At 64.1% G+C, this 20,637-nt stretch carries 14 protein-coding genes and 2 pseudogenes; 2 read left to right on the top strand and 14 right to left on the bottom strand.

Annotated features, from left to right (window positions below):
* Positions 1–13 precede the first annotated feature (13 nt).
* From EN845_RS28330 to EN845_RS28315, 4 genes and pseudogenes are all read right to left on the bottom strand, one after another.
* A pseudogene (locus EN845_RS28330) lies at positions 14–658 on the bottom strand (SDR family oxidoreductase); the annotation flags it as partial.
* A 57-nt stretch (positions 659–715) separates the two neighbouring features.
* Positions 716–1,297: a hypothetical protein gene (locus tag EN845_RS28325; protein WP_127278415.1), complete on the bottom strand. Its 582-nt coding sequence runs from the start codon at positions 1,295–1,297 to the stop codon at positions 716–718.
* 100 nt (positions 1,298–1,397) lie between these two features.
* Positions 1,398–2,195 carry a DUF427 domain-containing protein gene (locus EN845_RS28320; RefSeq protein ID WP_245464367.1) on the bottom strand — a complete coding sequence of 266 codons (798 nt, stop codon included), beginning with the start codon at positions 2,193–2,195 and terminating at the stop codon, positions 1,398–1,400.
* Between the two features lie 277 nt (positions 2,196–2,472).
* Positions 2,473–4,128: pseudogene (locus tag EN845_RS28315) on the bottom strand (ABC transporter substrate-binding protein).
* 116 nt (positions 4,129–4,244) lie between these two features.
* On the opposite strand from EN845_RS28315, the gene EN845_RS28310 reads away from it, so the two are divergent.
* Positions 4,245–5,147: a LysR family transcriptional regulator gene (locus EN845_RS28310; protein WP_127873046.1), complete on the top strand. Its 903-nt coding sequence runs from the start codon at positions 4,245–4,247 to the stop codon at positions 5,145–5,147.
* Positions 5,148–5,179: 32 nt separating this feature from the next.
* Here EN845_RS28310 and EN845_RS28305 read toward each other — a convergent pair whose 3' ends face one another.
* From EN845_RS28305 to EN845_RS28270, 8 genes are all read right to left on the bottom strand, one after another.
* Positions 5,180–7,222, bottom strand: a complete 2,043-nt coding sequence (locus EN845_RS28305) for an ABC transporter ATP-binding protein (protein WP_127873047.1) — start codon at positions 7,220–7,222, stop codon at positions 5,180–5,182.
* The gene (locus EN845_RS28300) at positions 7,215–8,087 is read right to left on the bottom strand and encodes an ABC transporter permease (protein WP_127279103.1); all 873 of its coding nucleotides are present in this window, start codon (positions 8,085–8,087) and stop codon (positions 7,215–7,217) included. The genes EN845_RS28305 and EN845_RS28300 overlap by 8 nt, the downstream gene beginning before the upstream one ends.
* Positions 8,084–9,037 (bottom strand): ABC transporter permease, encoded by a 954-nt coding sequence (locus tag EN845_RS28295; RefSeq protein ID WP_127279106.1) that lies wholly within the window; start codon positions 9,035–9,037, stop codon positions 8,084–8,086. Before EN845_RS28295 ends, EN845_RS28300 begins: the two co-directional genes overlap by 4 nt.
* Before the next feature lie 70 nt (positions 9,038–9,107).
* On the bottom strand, positions 9,108–10,772 hold the full coding sequence (locus EN845_RS28290) for an ABC transporter substrate-binding protein (protein ID WP_127873048.1): 1,665 nt from the start codon (positions 10,770–10,772) through the stop codon (positions 9,108–9,110).
* A 255-nt stretch (positions 10,773–11,027) separates the two neighbouring features.
* Positions 11,028–12,212 carry a mandelate racemase/muconate lactonizing enzyme family protein gene (locus EN845_RS28285; protein ID WP_127873049.1) on the bottom strand — a complete coding sequence of 395 codons (1,185 nt, stop codon included), beginning with the start codon at positions 12,210–12,212 and terminating at the stop codon, positions 11,028–11,030.
* Positions 12,209–13,315 carry a mandelate racemase/muconate lactonizing enzyme family protein gene (locus tag EN845_RS28280; protein ID WP_127873050.1) on the bottom strand — a complete coding sequence of 369 codons (1,107 nt, stop codon included), beginning with the start codon at positions 13,313–13,315 and terminating at the stop codon, positions 12,209–12,211. The genes EN845_RS28285 and EN845_RS28280 overlap by 4 nt, the downstream gene beginning before the upstream one ends.
* Before the next feature lie 33 nt (positions 13,316–13,348).
* Entirely contained in the window at positions 13,349–14,041 is a 693-nt protein-coding gene (locus EN845_RS28275; protein WP_127873051.1) for a GntR family transcriptional regulator, read from the bottom strand.
* Between the two features lie 112 nt (positions 14,042–14,153).
* The gene (locus tag EN845_RS28270; protein WP_127873052.1) at positions 14,154–14,942 is read right to left on the bottom strand and encodes a 2OG-Fe(II) oxygenase; all 789 of its coding nucleotides are present in this window, start codon (positions 14,940–14,942) and stop codon (positions 14,154–14,156) included.
* A gap of 114 nt (positions 14,943–15,056) precedes the next feature.
* Between EN845_RS28270 and EN845_RS28265 the strand changes: the two genes are divergently transcribed.
* A complete protein-coding gene (locus EN845_RS28265; RefSeq protein WP_127873053.1) occupies positions 15,057–15,965 on the top strand; it encodes a LysR substrate-binding domain-containing protein in 909 nt (302 codons plus the stop codon).
* Between the two features lie 44 nt (positions 15,966–16,009).
* On the opposite strand, the gene EN845_RS28260 is transcribed toward EN845_RS28265, so the two are convergent.
* Complete coding sequence (locus tag EN845_RS28260) at positions 16,010–17,161, bottom strand: efflux RND transporter periplasmic adaptor subunit (protein ID WP_135907134.1); 1,152 nt, start codon at positions 17,159–17,161, stop codon at positions 16,010–16,012.
* Between the two features lie 15 nt (positions 17,162–17,176).
* Complete coding sequence (locus EN845_RS28255) at positions 17,177–20,353, bottom strand: multidrug efflux RND transporter permease subunit (protein ID WP_127873153.1); 3,177 nt, start codon at positions 20,351–20,353, stop codon at positions 17,177–17,179.
* Positions 20,354–20,637 lie beyond the last annotated feature (284 nt).

The raw sequence follows: 20,637 nt of genomic DNA, 5'->3' as shown, positions 1-20,637 counted from the left end.
CGCATGCCTGTTCCCAGCAGACGTAGCCGCCGTCGACGATCAGGTCGAGGCCGGTGACGAAGCTCGACGCCCGGCTGGCCAGGAACACTGTCGGCCCGACCATTTCCTCGGGCGCCGCCATTCGTCCCATCGGCGTGTCGCGTTTGAAGATCTTGACCTCTTCCGCAACCTCCGGCCGCTTGTTCATCGGCGTCAGCGTGTAGCCCGGGCTGACGACGTTGACGCGCAGCCCGCGATCGGCCCACTCCATGGCCAGGCTCTTCGACATATGGATGACGGCGGCCTTCGACGAGTTGTAGTGCGCCTGCGTCAGCCCGCGAACCCTCCGCCATTTGTCCAGCGACAGCGCCTCGGCTGGTTCCGAGCCGGCAATGCCGGCATTGTTGACGGCGACCGTCAACGCACCGAGTTCGGCTTCGATGCGATCGATGGCCGTGGCGAGGTCACCCTCCGACGTCACCGTGCCGGCCAGCACCAGCGCCTTGCGCCCGAGTGCCGTGATCCGGTGGGCGGTTTCGTCCAGCCCGCCCTTCGACGTATGGCCGAAACAGGCGACATCGGCGCCTGCTTCGGCCAGCCCGATCGCGATTGCCTGGCCGATGCCGCTGCCGGCACCGGTGACCAGTGCGACGTCACCATTCAGTTTGAAAAGATCCATTGCTAGCCCTCCCTGTGCGGTGAGGGTATTCGCTATGCCGTCTCTCGATCAACCTCTTCAGAAATCACAGGCCCTCGGGCGCATTTCAGAGGACCAGTCCTTCAGCGGTACCGGTTTGAACTTGCCCTTGATGGGTTTGCCCGCCTCCAAATCCTTGGAGACGGTACCCTTGCCGGTGAGATAGTTGATGTCGCATTCGCCAAGCGTCGTCTCGACGCCGCTCGACGTCTGCTGGTTCCAGTCCCAATTGCGGCTATAGCCGCCGACCAGGAACTTGCCCTGGCGATGCACGATCGTCAGCGTCTCTTCCGTCGATTTGCTGGCGCCGCAGCCGAAGCAGGACGTAACCGACAGCGATCCCTTGTCCTTGCTTTCGAGATCGATGACCCGGTCTTCCGTCAGCCCTTTCCTGACGAAATCCGCTTGGCGTGAGGGACCGGGCTTTTCCGAGTCCAGATAGATGTAGAGATCGGCGGGGCCGCCGGCCTCTTGCTGGACGACCGCCCGGTCGCTCTTGCCGTCCCGATCGATGTCGAGCTTCAACTCGAAGGCGGGAGCGTTCTTGGCAAGCACCGGCATCGGCGTCGCCGCCAGGGCGACAAGCCAGGGCCAAATCGCATGATGGAGTGCTTTCCTCATAAGCAGGTGTCCGCCGCGGCACAAAAATAGCACCGCTGCCGACGGACGCAAATGCGAAACGCAAGGCTGAACCAGGTCCTGACCAGTCGAGCGTGAAGGCTCAGAAATATCCGTCGGACGCGGCCGTGGCCTCCTTAGGGATTTCGACGCCGTCGACCAGGATCTTGTCGACCAGTTCGTGGTGGAAACAGACCAGTCCCTTGATGCGTTCTGCTTCATGCACCGGCTCTGGATAGTACCAGACCAGGTTCTCGTGGCGCTTCTTGGCTGTCGTCACGTGATAGTAGTTGGAGATGCCCTTGTAGGGGCAGCGTGAGATGTAGCGGCTGGGCGCAAACATATCGAGCCGTGTGTCCGAAATGGGCAGATAATGGCGCACTGGATGCCCGGTCTCGAACAGGAACACGCCGCGCCGTGAATCTGCGACCTGCTCGCCATCGAGGATAACCTGTACGCGCCGCGAGGAGGGCAGGCAGTCGACGCGGCGGAACGGATCGCGGGCATGGACGAAGATCTCCTCGTCCTCCTCGAACCAGTGCCCCATCTTGCTCCACACGAACGACATGTAGCCTGAGATCGGCGGGCAACCCTTGACGGGATCGAGATAGCGCCATGCGCCATCCTCGACCAGGGTGATGCCTGTATTGAGCGAGTAGTGCGTGGCGACGCCCTTGTATGGGTCTTCCGTCGTCGTCTTCGAGGGCAGCAGGAATTCCTCGCGCACGTCCTCGATCGGAAAATAGTAGACCGGCAGATGGTCGGATTCGTACAGAACCAGTGCCCTGGTGGTGTCGGCAACGGTCATCGAACCGACCTGGACCCGCAGCCGCTTCAGCGAGGGCATGGTGAAGGCGACATAGCCGGGCTCGAAATCGTACTGCACGATAGTGTCGAGCACGGGGAAATGCGGTCCGCGACCGCGCAGATGAGGCTTGCGAATGGTAGTCTCCCGTTTCTTGTCTGTCGTGGCCGGACGAGGGCGCATGGCTAGGGCGACATGAGGCTGAGCCGATGGCCGGCGAGGGCTTCCGGGCGGCGGGCGTTGCCGGTGTCGAATCGCTGGAACGATGGCCCCCTATCGTTCGTCGCGGCCCTGCTGCCGGATAGCCCCACCGCCCGAAACCCGGAGCGGTCCGATCTGGCCTCTGCCTGTTCGAGCATGATCTCGGCAGCCTCTACCCCAGCGACACACGATCGAGCAGCAACCCGGCGGCGATCGGCGGCAGGCCGCTGACATTCTTGCGCACCGGCACCAGAAGGTCGGGGAAGTAGCTGAAGATCACAGGCGTCTCGTCGAGCAGCAGTTTCTGGATGTCGGATGCCGCCGCGCGCTGCGCGCCGATGTCCAGCGCCTTGAGATAGCTGGCGACCATGCCGTCATAGGCAGGGCTCTTGAAATGCGCGGCGTTCCACGGGCCGTCGCTGACCAGCGGGCTCTTCTAAAAGACATTCGGCACGCTGCGATGCGCGTAGTCGGTGATCCCCAACGGGCTGTCCAGCCAATCCGATTGGCCAAACACCGCCTTGCCGTAATATTTGTCCTGATCCTCGATGTTGAGCGAAATGCGGGCGCCGATCTCCTTGGCGAAATTCTGGAACAGTTGCGCATAGCCCGGAATGTCGGAATAGCGCAGCGTCGTCAGCGTGATGTCGAAGCCGCTGGCGAGGCCCGCCGCATCCATGAGTTGCTTGGCCTTGGCGATATCCTGGGTGCGCTGCGGCACCGACTTGTCGGTGGCGGGGAAGGCCGGCGCGAACGGGCTGTCATTGCCGGTGGCCGCCATGCCGCGGCACAAGCCGTCGACCAGCTTGGACCGATCGATGCTGAGCGCAAGCGCCTGGCGCACGCGCTTGTCGGTGAAAGGCGCCATGTCGCAGCGCATGTGAAGCTGGCGGTGCGCCGTCGAGGCGACGCGCAGCACCGTGATGTCGGGGCTGTTCAGCACCACCTGGCTGACATCGAGCGGAACCGCGTCGAGAATGTCGACCTCGCCGGCCTGCAGCGCCAGGATGCGCGGTTGCACATCACCGTAGAACTTGAATTCGAGACGGTCGGGCAGCGCTTTTTCGCCCCAATAGTCGGGGTTGCGGACGAAGGTCGCACCGACCTTGGGCGTGTAGGTCTCCATCCGGAACGGCCCGGTGCCCTCGAAGGTCTTTTCGTAGTCGCCCTTGTAGCTCGCCGGCAGGATGACGGCGTTGTAATTGTCGATCGACACCGAGTAGGGAAAACTGCCGTTCGGCGCGTCGAGATGGAAGGCGACGGTGTGGTCGTCAACCTTCTGGGTTCCGCCTTTCGACAGCAGGCCCTTGAACACCGACAGCGCGTTGGAGGCGCCATTGGGATCGGCCAGCCGATCGAACGTCGCGACAACGTCCTCGGCCTTGAAGTCCTCGCCATTGTGGAATTTCACGCCCTTGCGCAGCTTGAAGGTCCACACGCTGCCGTCTTCGTTGGGCGACCAGCTTTCCGCCAGAACCGGTTTCAGGGTCAGGTCCGGCTGGGTGATGCAGAGGAATTCGGCGGTCTGGAAAACCAGCTGGTAGCTGCCGCTGTCATAGAAGGTGACGGGGTCGATGGCGCCGCCCGGCGTCGCCACGCCGGCGCGCACCGTGCCGCCCGGCTTCCCCTCGGCGAGGGCCTTTTGCGTCCCGAAACCCGCCGCTCCCAAAATGCCACCAAGCAACGGCAGCGACAGGCCAAGCACGCTGCCGTGGCGCAGGAAATCGCGCCGGTCGACCCTGCCGGCCAGCAATTCGTCGACAGCGGAATTTTCGATTGCGGTCAGGTTTTTGCGGGCGGCGTCAATCGTCATGAAATGCCTTGGCATGGCTGCATTCCTCGCTTGCCCTTGGGAGATCGGCCATTTAGGGCATTGTTGACCGCGACCGGAAAGCGATATTTTTTGATAGGGTCCATCGAAATTTTCGATGGAGGAGGGATGGCATGGATACCGAAAACCTGCGCAGCTTCCTCGAAGTCGCCGAACATGGCAGCTTCACTGTCGCCGCCAACCGGCTCAATCTCGCGCAATCCACCGTCAGTGCGCGGATAAGGGGGCTTGAGGAGCAGTTGGGGCGCCGGCTCTTTGTCCGTGACCGCGACGGCGTCACGTTGACGCCAGCCGGCCGGCAGTTCCTGCCGCATGCCTCCTCCATCACTCGCACCTGGGAGCAATCCAGGCAGGATATCGCCGTTCCCGATGGCTACGAGACGCTGTTGCGCTTCACCGCGCCAGCCTATCTCTGGGAGCGCATCACCTCGCCATGGGTCGAGTGGATGCGCACCAGAAGGCCGAACGTGGCGCTACGGCTGGAAGGAAGCTTTCCCGACCAGGCAATCGACCAGTTGGCCGAAGGCTTGCTCGACATCTGCATCCTCTATCTGCCGCGCCCACATCCCGGCATCGTCTACGAGACGCTCGCCGTCGACCAGGTGGTGCTCGTCCAGCATGCCGCCCAGACGCAGCCGTGGACCGAAAACTACATACTGATGGACTGGGGGCTCGAATTCCGCATCGAGCATGACCGGGCATTCGCCGGCATGGTCAAACCGGCTATCTCGGCGGGGCTGGTCTTCATCGGGCTCCAGTATGTCCTGTCGCAGCACGCCGCCGCCTATCTGCCGCTCAGCGCCGTCAGCGGCCATATCGAGCGCGGCGAAATGCGACGCATCGACAACACGCCGGTATTTCAACGGCCGATCTATCTCGCCTATCCCAGCAATCCCGCCTCGTCCGACACGCTCGACGTCGCGTTGACCGGGCTGCGCACGCTGGCCAGGGATTGGACCGAAGGTCAGGGGTTTTCGGAAGGCGACCGTTCCCTGGGCATCGCCAGCCAGGTGTAACCGGCCAGGCAAATGCCCCATGCGATGTCTCGCTATGCCGGTTCGGCCACCGCTGTCTTTTGCAGCCGCGCCAGTTCCGCGTAGGGAATATGGCAGCGGATCGAGTGTCCCGGCTGCGCCTCGGCCAATGGCGGCTCCTGCTGTTCGCAGATGGACCCGATCTTGCGTGGACAGCGCGTGTGGAAGACGCAGCCCGAGGGCGGGTTGGTGGCGCTGGGGATTTCGCCGTCGAGCCGAATGCGCGCCGTCTCGGTCTGGTCGAGCTTGGGCACCGCCGAGAGCAGCGCCTCGGTATAGGGATGATGCGGCCCGGAGAAAACGTCCTCCGATGGCCCGAGCTCCATGATGCGGCCGAGATAGAGCACGGCGATCTTGTCGGAGAGGTACCGCACCACGCCGAGGTCGTGCGAGATGAAGATATAGCTGACGTCCTCCTTGGATTGCAGGTCGGCAAGCAGGTTGAGGATCGCCGCCTGGACGGAGACGTCGAGCGCCGAGGTCGGCTCGTCGCAAACCACGATACGCGGATCGCCGGCGAAGGCGCGCGCAATGGCGACGCGCTGCTTCAGCCCGCCCGAGAGCTGGCGCGGTTTGACAGCCAGATGCCGGTCGGTCAGGCGTACCGAGCGGACGAGATCGTTGAGGCGCGCCTCGAGGGCGGCACCCCTGAGCCCCGCCAGCCGCTTAAGCGCCCGGCCAATGAGATGGCGGATTGAATGCGAACGGTTGAGCGCCGAATCCGGGTTCTGGAAGACGATCTGCATCGCCTTGACCTGGTCGTCGTCGCGGTTCTCCAGCTTCGGCGCCAGCGCCTTGCCCTCGAGCTCGATGGTGCCGCCGGCATCGGGCGGCACGAGCCCGAGCAGCAGCCTGGCGAAGGTGGTCTTGCCCGAGCCGGATTCGCCGACCAGGCCGAGCGTCTCGCCGGGCCTGAGATCGAGCGACACGTCCTTGACCGCGCGCAGCGGATAGCCATGGCTGGCATAGGTCTTGTTCAGCCCCGCCACACGCAGCACCGGCGCGCTCGCGGGCTTCGGTGCCGGCGCCACGTCGGCGGGCGTGGCGCGCGGCAGCGATTGCGCCTTGTCGTGATGGAAGCAGCGCGACAGCCGGGTTCCGCGCTCGTCGCTCAGCTCATAGAGCGGCGGCAGTTCGGTGCGGCAGCGGTCGTCGGCGAGCGCGCAGCGGTCGGCGAAGGCGCAACCCTTGATGACGGCGCCGATGCCAGGCAGGAAACCCGGAATGGTGTCGAGCCGGCCCTGGTCCTTGCGCTGGCCGCCGCGCGGCAGGCAGCGCAGCAGCGCGACAGTGTAAGGATGGCGCGGATCGTTGAAGACGACCTCCGTTGGTCCTTCCTCGACCAGCATGCCGGCATAGAGCACGCCGACCCGGTCGCACATGTTGGAGACGACGGCGAGGTTGTGGCTGATAAACAGGATCGAGGCTGAGAGTTCCCGCCTGAGCTGCGCGATGAGGTCGAGCACCTCGGCCTCGACTGTGGCATCCAGCCCAGTCGTCGGCTCGTCGAGGATCAGCATCGAGGGGTCGTTGGCCAGCGCCATGGCGATCGCCACGCGCTGCTGCATGCCACCCGACAGCTGGTGCGGATAGCGCTGCATGACGCTTGGCGGATCGGAGATGCGCACCCGGTTCAGCATGGCGATGGCGCGATCGGTGGCCGCCTGGCCGGTTATGCCGCCAAGCTCGAAAATCTCGGTCAGTTGCCGGCCGATGCGGATCGACGGGTTCAGCGCCTTGCCCGGATCCTGATAGACCATGGAGACGCTTTCGGCCCGTGCGCGCCGCAGTGCCTCGGCGTCGAGCTTCATGACATCCTGGCCGTCGAGCGAGATGGCGCCGCCCGATATCGAGCCGTTGCGCGGGAGGTAGCGCACCACGGTGAGCGCCACCGTCGACTTGCCGCAGCCGGATTCTCCGACCAGCCCGTAGGCCTCGCCCTGGCCGATGGTGAGGCTGAGATTGCGCAGCACCGCGCGATTGCGGCCGGCGACCCGGTAGGCAACCGACAGGTCTCTGAGTTCGAGCGCGTTTTTTGCCACGGCGGGTTCAGTCATTGAAGGCCCCATGCACACCGTCGGCGGCCAGGTTGACGCCGATCACCAGCGAGGCGATGGCCAGCGCGTCGAACAGCACCGTCCACCAGAAGCCGCCGCCGATCATGCCGTAATTGCTGGAGATCGAGAGGCCCCAGTCGGGTGACGGCGGCTGGATGCCAAAGCCCATGAAGGAGAGCGTGGCGACGGCGAAGATGGCATAGCCCAGTCGCACGGTGGTCTCGACCAGGATCGGCGGGATGACGTTGGGCAGGATCTCGACGAACATCGTATGCAGCGCGCTCTCATGCCTGAGCTGTGCGGCCGCGACATAGTCGAGTTCACGCTCGGCCAGCACCGCCGAGCGCACGGTGCGCGCGATGATCGGCGCGAAGCTCAGGCCGATGACGATGATGACGGTGGTCTTGGAGGTGCCGAGCGCGACGATGGCGAGCAGTGCCACGATCACCACGGGGATCGCCATGAAGGCTTCCAGGATGCGGCTGACGACATCGTCGACGATGCCTCGGAAATAACCGGTGAGCAGGCCGAGCGCGGTGCCCGCGACCGTCGCCAGCAAGGTCGCCAGCGGCGCGACGGTGAGGATATCGCGCGAGCCGACGATGACGCGCGAGAACACATCGCGGCCGATCTGGTCGGTGCCGAACCAGTGCTCACGCGAGGGCGGCGCCAGCGCGTTGATGATATCGTCGGCGAGCGGATCGTAGGGCGCGAAGCGTTCGCCAAACAGTGCGCAGGCAACCCAGAACAGCACGATGGCGAGACCGACAAGGAAGGTTCGCGATCGCAGCAGGGAGAAAAAGACTTCGGCCAGCGGGCCGCGCTTGCGCGTGTCGTCCTGTGAGGTGGTCTGGACGGCGCTCATTGGTCTGACCCCAGGCGGATGCGCGGATTGAGCACGGAATAGAGGAAGTCGGCGGCCAGGGTCGCCACGGCATAGACGATGCCGATGGTGAGGATGCCGGATTCCAGCATCGGAAAATCCTTGCCGCGCGCCGCGGTGAAGATCAGCGAGCCGATGCCCTGGTAGCGGAACAGCGTCTCGATCACCACCAGCCCGCCGATGAGGTAGCCGGTCTGGGTGGCGATGACGGTGATGGTCGGCAACAGCGCATTGCGCAGCACATGGCGCCAGATCACCGTGCGCCAGGGCAGGCCCTTCAGCACGGCGGTCCGCGTATAGTCGGAATCGAGCGCCTCGATCATGCCCGAACGCGCCATGCGCGCGATATAGCCGAACAGCACCAGGAACAGCGGCAGCGATGGCAGGATCAGGTAATAGAGCTGGGTGAAGAAGCCGGCATTCCTGGGCCAAGCGGCCGAGATCGGCAGCCAGCGCAGCCATACGCCGAAGATCAGGATCAGGATGATGCCGGTGACGAACTCGGGCAGCACCGTCACCGACAGGCCGCCGAGGCTGATGATGCGGTCGAGCGGACGGTTGAGGTTGAGCGCCGCAATGACGCCGCCCAGAATGCCGATCGGCACCACCAGCACGAAGGCGACGGCCGCCAGCTTCATCGAATTGCCGAGCGCATCGATGACGAACGGCGCCACAGGCGAGCGGAAGATGTAGGAGGTGCCCATGTCGCCCTGGACGAAGTTGGAGATCCAGCTCCAGTACTGGACAAGCAGCGGGCGATCGACGCCGAGTGTGTGATTGAGCGCGTCCACCGCGCGCTGGTCGGCGAACGGGCCGAGGATCGCGCGCCCGACATTGCCTGGCAGAACCTGGCCGCCCAGGAACACCATGATGCTGAGCAGGAACAGCGTGATCAGCGACAGGGACACACGCCGCGCAAAGAAGGAGAGAATGGCTAAGACTCCTTGCAAAGCCAGCTCCCCGGAGGAGCTGGCTATTAGAGGACTGGCTTTCCCTTTTCGCTTACGCCTTCGACGCCTTATCGAGGAACAGCTGCGACATTGCTGTCGGCTGCACGCCGGCCACGCCCTTCGCCGTTGCCGTCAGGTAGTCGTAGAAATAGCCGAAGATGACCGGGGTTTCCTCGAGCAGAAGCTTCTGGATCTTGCCGGCGTCGGCCTTCTGGGCTTCGAGATCGAGTGCCGCGATATAGCTGGTCGCCAGCGCGTCGTAGTCCTTGTTCTTGAAGTGCGCTGCATTCCAGGTGCCGTCGCTCTTCAAGGGAGCGGCAAGATAGACATTCGGCACGCCGCGATGGCCATAGTCGGTGATGCCCATCACCGAATCCAGCCAGTTCGATTTGCCGAACACCGCGTCGCCGTAATAGGCCCCCTGGTCGAGGATGTTGAGTTCGAGCTCGATGCCGATCTCCTTGACCCAGTTCTGGATGAGCTGGGCGTATTCGGGGATTTCGAGGTAGCGCTCGGTGGTCAGCGTGACTTTGAAGCCCTTGCCGGCACCGGCTGCTTCCATGAGCTGCTTGGCCTGCGCGATGTCCTGCTTGCGCTGCGGTATGCTCGTATCGGTCGAGGGGTAGACCGCGGCGAACGGGCTGTCGTTGCCGGCCACGGCACGCCCCTTCATCAGGCCTGCGACCAATTTGTCGCGATCCATGCTGAGCGCGATGGCGCGGCGCACGCGTGCGTCCTTCAGCGGGCCGTCGTCGCAACGCAGATGCAGCTGCTGATGCGCTGAAGACTTCAGGCTGATGATGTCGACGCTTGGATCACTGAGCAGGGCCACGCCGGCCAGCACCGGCATCTGGTTGATGATGTCGACCTGCCCGCCCTGCAGCGCCAGGATCATCGGCTGTACATCGGTGAAGAAGGTGAATTCGGTGCGTTCCGGCAGCGCCTTCTCGCCCCAATAGTCCTCGTTGCGGACGAAGGAGGCGCCGACCTTCGGCGTGTATTTCTCGATCTTGAACGGCCCGGTGCCGTCGAAGCTCTTTTCGTAGTCGCCCTTGTAGCTCGCCGGGACGATGACGGCGTTGTAATTGTCCGACGACAGCATGTAGGGAAAGTTGCCGTTCGGCGCGTCTAGGTGGAATTCCACCGTGTAGTCGTCGACCTTCTTGCTGGCGCCCTTCGACAGGATGCCGGTGAACACCGACAGCGCGTTGGACGAGTTTGCCGGATCGGCGAGGCGGTCGATGCTCGCCACCACGTCCTCCGCCTTCATCTCGCCGCCGCTGTGGAACTTCACGCCCTTGCGCAGTTTGAAGGTCCACACCGAGCCGTTGTCGTTCGGCTTCCAGCTTTCGGCCAGTGCCGGCTTGAGCACGAGGTCGGGGCCGTCGACGCAGAGGAATTCGGCTACCTGCTGCATGACCAGGAGGCCGCCGGCGTCGGCAATGGTGACCGGATCGATGGCGGCTGCCGGCACGCTGCTGGCGACACGGATGGTGGCGCCGGGTGCGCCCTGGGCGCGGGCCAGCGACGGCATGCCGCCAAAGCCGGCGGCCGTGGTGATGCCTCCAAGCAGCGGCAGCGACAGGCCGAGCAGGCTGCCATGGCGGATGAAGTCGCGGCGGCTGACACGGCCATCGACGAGCCCGTCGATCAAGTGATTTTCGAGCGGCGAGCGATTACGCCGGATCAGGTCGAGAATGCGGTAGTTCTTGATCATGGGTTTAACCCTTTCCCCTGTTTCTTATGGTTGATGAATGTGTTTTCAGTTGACGAAAGTCCGTGGAGTTCTCCTGTCCCGGCCATCAACGATGTCAGTCGACCGGGACTGTAGCATGCGGTTTTTCTGGGTCCATCCGATCCTTCCGGCGTGCGGCTCAGATTTTCTTGAGGCAATGCTTCCATCCGTCCGGTCCTGCCGTCGCCATCGGCGCGCGGCGGACTCTTATTCCGTCTCCTTTCCCGTCTCGTACTCCTAGTTCAGCGGCAAACGGCGATATGTCCCGGGCTTGGCCGGGTCGTGATATTTGTTGCACGGGCCGTTCTCGGCGAAGTCGCGATGGCAGGCCGCGAGATTTTTCCGCGACAATGTGACACCGAGACCCGGGCCTTCCGGGACACGCACCGTATTGTTCTCGGGCGAAAACGGCCCTTGCTCGGTGATGTCAATCGGTTGCATGCGAAACAGCGACTGGTTCGGCTCCCGGATCCAGCCGAGCGCCGCGCACAGGTGCAGGTAGGCCGCGCTGCCGATGCCGCTGTCGCCGCTGTAGCACCAGAAATCGATGCCCGCGTGCTCGCAGGCACCGACGAACCGCAGCATCCGGCCGATGCCGCCATGCGCCGTCGGGTTGCCGACGAAAGCATCCGGCACCTTGAGGTCCATGGCGCGCGCAATGTCGATATTGTGGGTCGAGAACGGGATCGAACAATGGCGGCGAAGCTCGCGCATCTCCTCGATCGTCGCCACCGGATCCTCCCAGTTGCGCACGCCGAGATCTTCCAGCGGCCGCGCCAGCCGCCGGGCGGTGGCCAGCGAATAAGCCTGGTTGGAATCGATGCGGATCATCGCATCGTCGCCGAGCTTCTTGCGGATCAGCTCGACCATTCTCAGCGAGACTTTCGGGTCGTCGGTCGAGAACTTGCCTTCGAAGAACGTCGTTCCATGCGTCTCGTGCAGTTCGACGCAATAGTCGGCGACGGCTTCCGGGGTCGTCTCGCCCTTTACACCAGCCCCATTGCCGCGCAGCGAGAAGTAGTCGGTGAACGGGATGTCCTTGCGCACGGCGCCGCCAAGCAATTGGTAGAGCGGCTGGTTCCATGCCTTGCCGCGTAAGTCCCAAAGCGCCAACTCGATGGCGCCGAAGGCCATGATGCGGGCGCGGTCGTTGATCGACTGCACGCCGGTCCAGAAGGGCAGGCTGACATGCTCGGCGCCGGCGATGTCGAAGGCGTCGCGGCCGACCAGCCGTTGGGCGAGACCATCGTTGATGATGGCGGCCGCCGCCGGCGTCGGCGCTTCGCCCAGCCCGACAAGGCCGTCCTCGGTCTCGACTTCGACGATGGTCGGCGAAAAACCGTCGAGTTCGCCGAACACCCAGGCATAGGGCGCTTCGAGGCGAAGATTGATCGGCGTCGCCTTGATGCTGCGGATCTTCACCGGCCGACCTCGAAGAACGGCTTGCCGAGCAGGTCGGGAACGACGTCGATGCCGAGGCCCGGCCCGTCGGGAATGCCCATGCGGCTGCCGGTGACCGGCGGCGCGTTCGACGCGGTGCGCACCGTCACCCATTCATGGAAGGCGATCGCATGCAGCCGCCGCTCCTCCGGCGTCGACAGCGACAGATGCGCCATGGCGGATGTGTCGACCTCGGCGCCGCCGGTGTCCTCGACCGTGATCATGAAGCCGAGATCGACGGCGACGTCACGGATCAGCCGGGTCTTGGTGACGCCGCCGAGCCGCGAAATCTTCAGCGTCAGGCCGTCGGCCGCGCCGAGGCGATGGATTTCCAGCATCGCCTCGAGCGAGGTGACGGATTCGTCGAGCACCATCGGCTTGTCGAGCATGCGGCGCACCGACATGTTCTCGTCGATCGTCGTGCACGGCTGCTCGAACGTGTAGTCGATCGCCCGCGTGGCATCGGCGAACTGCCGCGCCTGGTAGGGTGTCCAGCCGGCATTGGCGTCGCAGAAGATGACCGTGCCTTTCGGTACCGAGGCGGCGACCGCCGTGACGCGCTCGATGTCGTCATGGACATTGCCGCCGACCTTGACCTGCAGCCGGTGGAAACCGTCCTTGACGATGCGCCTGGCAAGTGCGGCCATTTGATCGACCGTGCCATGGGTGACGACCTTGTAGAGTTCCGCCGTGTCGCTTTCCTTGCCGCCGAGCAGCGTCACCAGCGGCACGCCGGCCGCGCGCGCCGCCAGATCCCAGCAGGCCATGTCGAACGCCGATTTGATGTAGGGATGGCCCTTGAACACGGTGTCCATCAGCCGGCCGATGCTGGCCAGCCCGCACGGGTCCTGGCCGATGAGGTGCGGTGCGATCTCCGGCACGCCGGCTCTCGTGCCGGCCGGGAAGGCGGCCGAGTAGAAATTGCCGAGCGGCGCCATCTCGCCCCAGCCGGTCAACCCGCTGTCGGAGGTGATGGACACGATCACGGCGTCGAAGCAGTCGGCCACGCGCCCCTTGGACATGCGGTAGGGGCCGTCCACGAAGGGCTGCACGACGTGATAGGCTTTGATGGTTTCGATCTGCACGTGGGTATCCATTGTCCGCGATGATGGGAGGGATCAGGCGCCTTTCGACGGGCGCCGTTCAAGGCCGCGCGCATAGGCAAGAAGCTCTTCGAAATCGAGGTCGATATGCTCGCGGGCATGGCGCTGGGCGGCACGCATGTCGTCGCCCTTGAGCAGCGCCACATAGGTCTCATGGACATTTTCGGCCGGCACGGCTTCCTTGCGCGCCTGCTGGTGCAGGGCGAAGTACATCTGCAAACGGCTGGTCAGCCTTTGCCAGGTTTCCAGGAGCACCGAATTGTCGGCCCATTCATGGATCAGGCCATGCAATTGCAGGGCGGTTTCGATCTGCCTTGTGGTGTCGCGGTCGCGCGTCGCCTGTTTCACCGCCTCGTGGCGCCGGTCAAGCTCGTCCAGGAAACGCTGGTCGCGCTGCTTCCACATCCGCTCGATGGCGAACTCGTCCAGCACCTTGTTGAGTGAATAGGCATCGTCGATGTCCTTGGCGGTGACATTGATGACGAAGGTGCCGGCATAGGGGATGCTGGTCAGGATGCCTTCCTGCACCAGCTCGCGCATCGCCTCGCGCAGCGGCGCGCGGCTGACCCGCATCTGTTCGGAAATCCGGAGCTCGTTGAGCTTCTGGCCGGGTTCGAGCTGACCGGTCAGGATCGCGCGCCGCAGCAGTGCCACGATTTCGGCACGGCGCGTCGTGTCGGCAATCGGGCTGAACTCCGTCTTCACCATCCGGCCACTCCAGCGAGAACAGAAGGCAAGACAATCAGATTGTCGACAATCTAACAAGAGGCCATGCTCGAATTTCTGAGCTTTGCTTGGCAGCCCGGCCGGCTGGGCTGAATCAAGCCGCGCGGCCATAAAAACCGACACGCTCCTCATCGCTGAACATCACGCCCGGCTTCTCATAGTAGGAGAACACCGCGATCATCCGTTCGCGGTCGCCTTCGACCGTGGTGACGCGATGCGCGGTGTTCTTGCCGCGAAACACGTTCAGCGTACCGGGCTTCATGCGCAGGACCCTGGCTTCGGGATCGCGCCCTTCGAGCAGTCTGGCAACGCCGTCATAGTTTGGATCCTCATCCGATCTGAGATCGGTGCGATACTCCAGGTCGCCGCCGTGCTCCGCCTGTTGCAGGAGCAGCGTGGTGGTGAATTCCGAACGGTCGAAGTGCCAGTTCAGCGCTTCGCCGGCGCGATAGGCCATCACATTCGTGCGTGCCAGCGGATCCTGCATGACATGCAGCCTAGCCTTGCCCATCGTCGCGGCGAGGAAACGCACCAGCGGTTCGTATTCGTAGATCGCCATCACCGTGCTGCCGGGAATCTGGTCGGCGCAGACGGTGTGGCTGATGGTTTCCACCTTGCGCAGCGCCGGGTGGTCGGGTGCCAATTCCGGAATGCTGGGCTTGAAGTAGATGTTGTGCAAACGCTTGTGGACATGGGACCGCGCGTCCATGACCGGCTTGATTTCCCGCACCGCTTGTTCGGCGATACCGGGCCGCAGAAAGCCCTCGAGATTGAACATGCCGTCGGCTGCGAGCGCGGCGAGCGACTGCTCGACGAGGCGATCCCATTCGGGGCTGCCTTCGCGATCGAGCGGATAGCGGTCGAGGTCGAGAATGTCTTCCATGTCGTATGCTCCAATCGGGAAGCTCCAAGGTTGGGCACAGAAGACGGCAAAAAATTCTTTCTCTCAACGTGGAAAATTATTAGGATTGGCCAAGAAAAACTTCTGGAGGCTGATGTGGACCGGCTGCCGCCGTTGAATGCGATCAAGGCCTTCGAGGTCGCCGCCCGCGCCGGCAGCTTCACACTGGCCGCGAGCGAGCTTGGCGTCTCCTCGGCGGCGGTCAGCCAGCAGATCCGCAATCTCGAAACCTGGTTCGGCAAGCAACTGTTCGTGCGCACCGGCAATCGCATCGCGCTGACCGACGCCGGCCACGCCATCTATCCGCAGACGGCGCGTGCGCTCGGTGACATTGCCGCCATCGGCCAGCGCATGCTCGAAGGCGGCCTGAGGACACGGCTTGTCGTCAGCGTGCCATTCTCGCTGGCCGAACTGTGGCTGGCGCCGAGGCTGGCCGTGCTCCTCGAGGCCTTCCCGCACATGGCGATCGACGTGCGTGCCGAGGATGATCCGATCGATCTGATGCGCCAGAACGTCGACCTGCGCATCAGCTATGGCGACTATCACTATCCCGGCCTGCGGATGGTCCGCCTGGTCCATGACGATGTGCTGCCGGTCTGCGCGCCGGACTTCTGGCAGCGGCACGGCAATGGCGATACGGGCCTCACCGATCTGCATGAGAGCCTGTTCATCCACACCAATTGGGGGCCGAACTATGCCTCGCACCCGAGCTGGGCCGATTGGTTCGCGGCATGCGGCGGCAACCGGTCGCCCGACCCGTCGCAGGGGCGCCGCGTCGGCCTCTCAAGCCTGGCGATAGCCTCGGCTCGGTTGGGCCTCGGCATTGCCCTTGGACAGCGGGTGATGGCCCAGGCCGATCTGGATGCGGGCCGGCTGATTGCGCTTTCTTCCGTCTCGGTGCGCCTGGGGCACCCCTATTGCGCCTTCATGCCGCCGGCAAAGGCCGATCGCGCCGACGTCGCCGCTCTGGTCGGTCTGCTCGTGAAAACGGCGCCCGCGACCTGAGAAAGGGTCGAGGGCGCCGCGCGGAAACCGGGCCTGCGGGGGAGTCAGGTAGCCGGTTTCTGTGGGAGGGGCGAAATCGGCATTCCGGGGCCGATCTTCTGCAGATTGCCTGTGATCACCTGGTCGCCTTCGGCGACGCCGCTGAGGATGGCGACCATGTCGCCGCTGGTCGGCCCAAGCGAAACCAGCCGCTGGTCGACCGTATTGCCCTTGCCGACGACGTAGAGATATTTGCCGAGCTGGCTTGATCCCAGCGCGACCTGCGGCACCATCAGCGCGTCGGGCTGTTGTTTGACGTGCAGCCGCACGCGAACATACTGGCCTGGCAAGAGCGTGAACTTGGCGTTGCCGATGGTGGCGCGTGTGGTGATCGTGCCGGTCGAGTGATCGATCGTATTGTCGATGAAGGTGAGCTCGCCCTTCTGGTGGGCTTCGGTCTCACCCGGAAGCAGGACCTCGACCTCGATTGGGCCGGCAGCACGCGCTTCCTCGATCTGCGCCAGATCCCTCTCGCTTGGATTGAAGGTGACGTAGATCGGATCAAGCTGCACCAGCGTGTTGAGCACGGTGCCGGCAACGCTGACCAGCGTTCCCACGGAGGCCTGGTTGCGGCCCAGGCGTCCGGGGAATGGCGCATGGATTTCAGCGTAGCTCAAATTGAGCTCGGCCGTGCGCACGGCGGCCTGGTTGAGCGCCAGCGACGCCTGCGCCTCGCGCAAGGTGCTGGTGCGCTGGTCGAAGCTGTCCTTGTCCAGGTAACCGCTCTTGGCAAGCTCGGTACCGCGGCCGAGATTGGAACGCGCATAGTCGAGCGTCGCCGTATCGCGCTGCACCTGGGCCTTCGCCTGATCGAGCGCGGCCTGGAAGTCGTCGGGCGAGATCTTGTAGAGCGTGTCGCCCTGCCGCACATCGGCGCCGTCTTGCGCCGTCTGTTCCTGCAGGTAGCCAGGGACGCGCGCCTGCAGCGTGATGCTGCGGATCGGCTCGGTCCGCGCGGCATAGTCGAGGTAGATCGGGATCGTCTTCTTGACGACGCTCGCCACCGGCACCGGCATGACGAACGCGGCTGGAGCGGGCGCGGCCCCGGCCGTGCCGGCATTCAGGCTGAGATTGCCCATGTCCAGCAGGTGGACGCTGGCCACCGAGATCGCACCCAGCGCGACAGCCGTTCCCAACGCGATTTTCCATTTACGCATGATGATTCTCCAATCTTATTCGGCCGCTTCCGCCAGGGGAGGGAAGGCGGGTTTGGCCGTTGGTTCAGTGTGTTGAGAGGCGGGCTCGTCGCCGCCGCGCCGTTCGCGCAGCTGTTCGATGACCGCGTAGAAGACAGGCACGAACACCAGCGACAGGACGGTCGCCGCGACCATGCCACCAAACACGGTGGTGCCGATCGACTGACGGCTTGCGGCACCCGCGCCGGTGGCGATCATCAACGGCACCACGCCGAGGATGAAGGCAAACGCGGTCATCAGGATCGGCCGCAGTCTCAGCCGGGCGGCCTCCATCGATGCCTCGACGATGGTGAGGCCTTCCTCGCGCCGCCGTCTTGCGAACTCGACGATCAGAATGGCGTTCTTGGCCGCCAGGCCGATCAGCATGACGAAGCCGATCTGCGAATAGACGTCGATCTGCATGCCACGCACCCAAAGTGCGGCGAACGCGCCGAACAGGGCGAGAGGCACGGCCAGCAGCACCATGAACGGCATCGCCCAGCTCTCGTACTGCGCCGCCAGGATCAGGAAGACGAAGACGATGGCGAGGGCAAAGACAACCGACGCGATCGATCCAGCCTTGAGCTCCTGGAAGGTGATGCCGGTCCATTCGAAACCGAAATCCCTGGGCAGCGCGGTCGCCGCGGCCCGCTCCATGGCGGCGACCGCCTGGCCCGACGAATAACCGGGCGCGGCGCCGCCATTGATGGTGGCCGAGGCATTGTTGTTGTAGTGCGGCACGGTTTCCGGGCCGACGAACGGCACGAGCTTGCCCAGCGTACTGAGTGGCACCATGCCGCCGGAGGCATTGCGCACATAGAGCCGTGAAATATCGGCGGCACCCGCACGAGAATCCTTGTCGGCCTGGATGGTCACCCGGAAGGTGCGGCCGAACAGGTTGAAGTCGTTCACGTAAAGCGAGCCGAGATAAATCTGCAGCGTGTTGAAGACGTCGGGCAGGTTGAGGCCGAGCAGTTTCGCCTTGGCGCGGTCGAGATTGTAGTTGAACTGCGGCGTCGAGGTCGAGAACGGCGAGAACAGCTGCTGCGGATTGATTTCCGGCTGCTTGCGCGCCTCGGCGATCACCGCTTGCGTGGCATCGTTGAGGGCCGTGCTGCCGCGGCCGGTGAGGTCCTCGACGACGAATTCGAACCCGCCTGTCGTACCGATGCCGGGGATGGACGGCGGATCGAAGGAGAGCGCGAAGGCCTCCGGGATCTGCAGCAGCTTCATGCGCACGTCGGCGACCAACTTGGAGGCGCTCTGGTCGGGGCCGCGCTCCTCCCACGGCTTCAGGATGGCGAATTCGACAGCCGAATTAGACTGCGCCGCGCTGGTCAGGAAATTCAGGCCGCTGATCGAGCCGACGATGTCGACGCCGGGAGTCGCCTGCAGGATGTCGCGCGCCTTCTGCGCCACCGCATCGGTGCGTTCAAGCGAAGCGCCGTCGGGCAGCTGGATGACGACGAAGAAATAGCCCTGGTCCTCGACCGGAAGGAAGGTCGAGGGCAGCTTCTGCCAGACGAAATAGGTGGCGACCAGGCCGGCCGCGAACAGGCCAAGCATGATCCAGCGCAGCCGGATAAGGATGCGCACGCCATGGGCATAGGCATGCGACAGCCTGTCGAAGCCTGTGTTGAACCAGCGGAACAGGAAGAATTGCGTCTCCCCGCGATGGCGCAGGAAGGCAGCGCTGAGCGCGGGACTGAGCGTCAGCGAGTTGAATGCGGAGATACCGACGGAGATCGCCACCGTCAGCGCGAACTGGTTGTAGAGCTTTCCGGAGACACCGGGAATGAAGGCAACCGGCACGAACACGGCCATGAGCACGGCGGTGGTCGCAATGATCGGACCTGTCACCTCGGCCATGGCGGCTTTTGTCGCCGCCAGTGGTTTCAGCCCGGCCTCCAACTGTCGCTCGACATTCTCGACCACGACGATGGCGTCGTCGACGACCAGACCGATCGCCAGCACCATGCCGAGCAGCGAGAGCATGTTGAGCGAGAAACCCATCATCTCCATGATGACGAGCGTCGCCACCAGCGACACCGGAATGGCGATGGTCGGAATGATGGTCGTGCGCCAGCTCTGCAGGAAGATGAACACCACCGCCACGACGAGCACCAGGGCTTCGCCGAGCGTGATCAGCACGTCATGCATCGAGGCCGAAACGAAGCGCGTCGTGTCGTAATGCATGGCATAGTCGACGCCCTTGGGAAAACGGGCCGACAGTTCCTGCATCTTGTCCTTGACGCGCTGCTGCAGATCGAGCGCGTTGGAGCCGGGCATCTGATAGACGGCGAGCACCACGGTCGGGTCCTTGCCGAAGAAGGCCGAGGACGAATATTGCAGGGCGCCAAGCTCGATACGGGCGACGTCGCGCAGCCGCACCAGCGAACCCGTATCCGTGTTGGCACGCACGACGATGTCGCCGAATTCCTTCGGATCGCTCAACCGGCCGACGGCGTTGACCTGCATCTCGAAAGCGGTGCCGGCTGGCGCCGGCGATTGGCCGATCTTGCCGGCCGCCACCTGCACGTTTTGTTCGGCGATGGCGTTCTGGACGTCGACCGCGGTGATGCCGAGATTGGCGAGCTTGTCCGGGTCGAGCCAGACGCGCATCGAATAGCGCCGTTCGCCGAAGATCTGCACGTCGCCGACGCCAAGCAGCCGCTTCAGCGGATCCACCACCTGCAGATAGGCCAGGTTGGAGAGCGCCACCGGGTCGACGGAATGGTCGGGCGAGGTCAGGTTGACGATCAGCACGAAGTTCGGGTTCTGCTTCTTGATCGTCACGCCGCCCTGGTTGACGATCGCCGGCAGCGAGGATGCCGCCTGCGAGACGCGGTTCTGGACGTCGACAGCGGCGGTGCTCAAGGAATAGCCGACATCGAAGGTGATGGTGATGGTCGACGAGCCGTCATTGGAACTCGTCGACGACATGTAGGTCATGCCTTGCACGCCGTTGATCTGCTGCTCCAGCGGCGTCGTCACGGTGTCTGCCACCACTTGCGCGCTGGCGCCCGGATAGTGGGCACTGACCACGACCTGCGGCGGCGTGATGTCGGGAAACTGCGACACGGGCAGCAAGAAATAACAAATCGTCCCGGCGAGCACCATGATGATGGCGATCGCAGAGGCGAAGATCGGACGATGGATGAAGAAGTTTACCACGACACGCACGCCTCTCCAGCCGCTCTTACCCGCCCGAAGGCGTTGGCGACCCTGGACAACTGGCCATGCCCGTCACGGGACATTTCCCGTGAACGCAGCAACGGCACCCCGCGACGCTGCCCATCGGCAAGCGAGCGCAACATGTTCTCGAAGGCGCGGGGGTCGACCCCATCTGCTTTCATGACCAGCCGGATCATCGGATCCCGGACGGCCTCATCTATGGTAAGATCGCGGCGCTGTGGCATTGGCCGGCTCCTTGTCTGTCGATTCGCAGCCCATGCTCA

Source organism: Mesorhizobium sp. M8A.F.Ca.ET.202.01.1.1 (assembly GCF_004791595.1).
Taxonomy (GTDB): Bacteria; Pseudomonadota; Alphaproteobacteria; order Rhizobiales; family Rhizobiaceae; genus Mesorhizobium.
The sequence above is the reverse complement of the archived record's forward strand: the minus strand, read 5'-3'. Positions and strand labels throughout refer to the sequence as shown.

Coding starts and splice junctions, on each gene's coding strand:
- EN845_RS28305 (WP_127873047.1), bottom strand. CDS start 7,222: ATGACTGAACCCGCCGTGGCAAAAAACGCGCTCGAACTCAGAGACCTG.
- EN845_RS28270 (WP_127873052.1), bottom strand. CDS start 14,942: ATGGAAGACATTCTCGACCTCGACCGCTATCCGCTCGATCGCGAAGGC.
- EN845_RS28310 (WP_127873046.1), top strand. CDS start 4,245: ATGGATACCGAAAACCTGCGCAGCTTCCTCGAAGTCGCCGAACATGGC.
- EN845_RS28300 (WP_127279103.1), bottom strand. CDS start 8,087: ATGAGCGCCGTCCAGACCACCTCACAGGACGACACGCGCAAGCGCGGC.
- EN845_RS28275 (WP_127873051.1), bottom strand. CDS start 14,041: ATGGTGAAGACGGAGTTCAGCCCGATTGCCGACACGACGCGCCGTGCC.
- EN845_RS28290 (WP_127873048.1), bottom strand. CDS start 10,772: ATGATCAAGAACTACCGCATTCTCGACCTGATCCGGCGTAATCGCTCG.
- EN845_RS28325 (WP_127278415.1), bottom strand. CDS start 1,297: ATGAGGAAAGCACTCCATCATGCGATTTGGCCCTGGCTTGTCGCCCTG.
- EN845_RS28260 (WP_135907134.1), bottom strand. CDS start 17,161: ATGCGTAAATGGAAAATCGCGTTGGGAACGGCTGTCGCGCTGGGTGCG.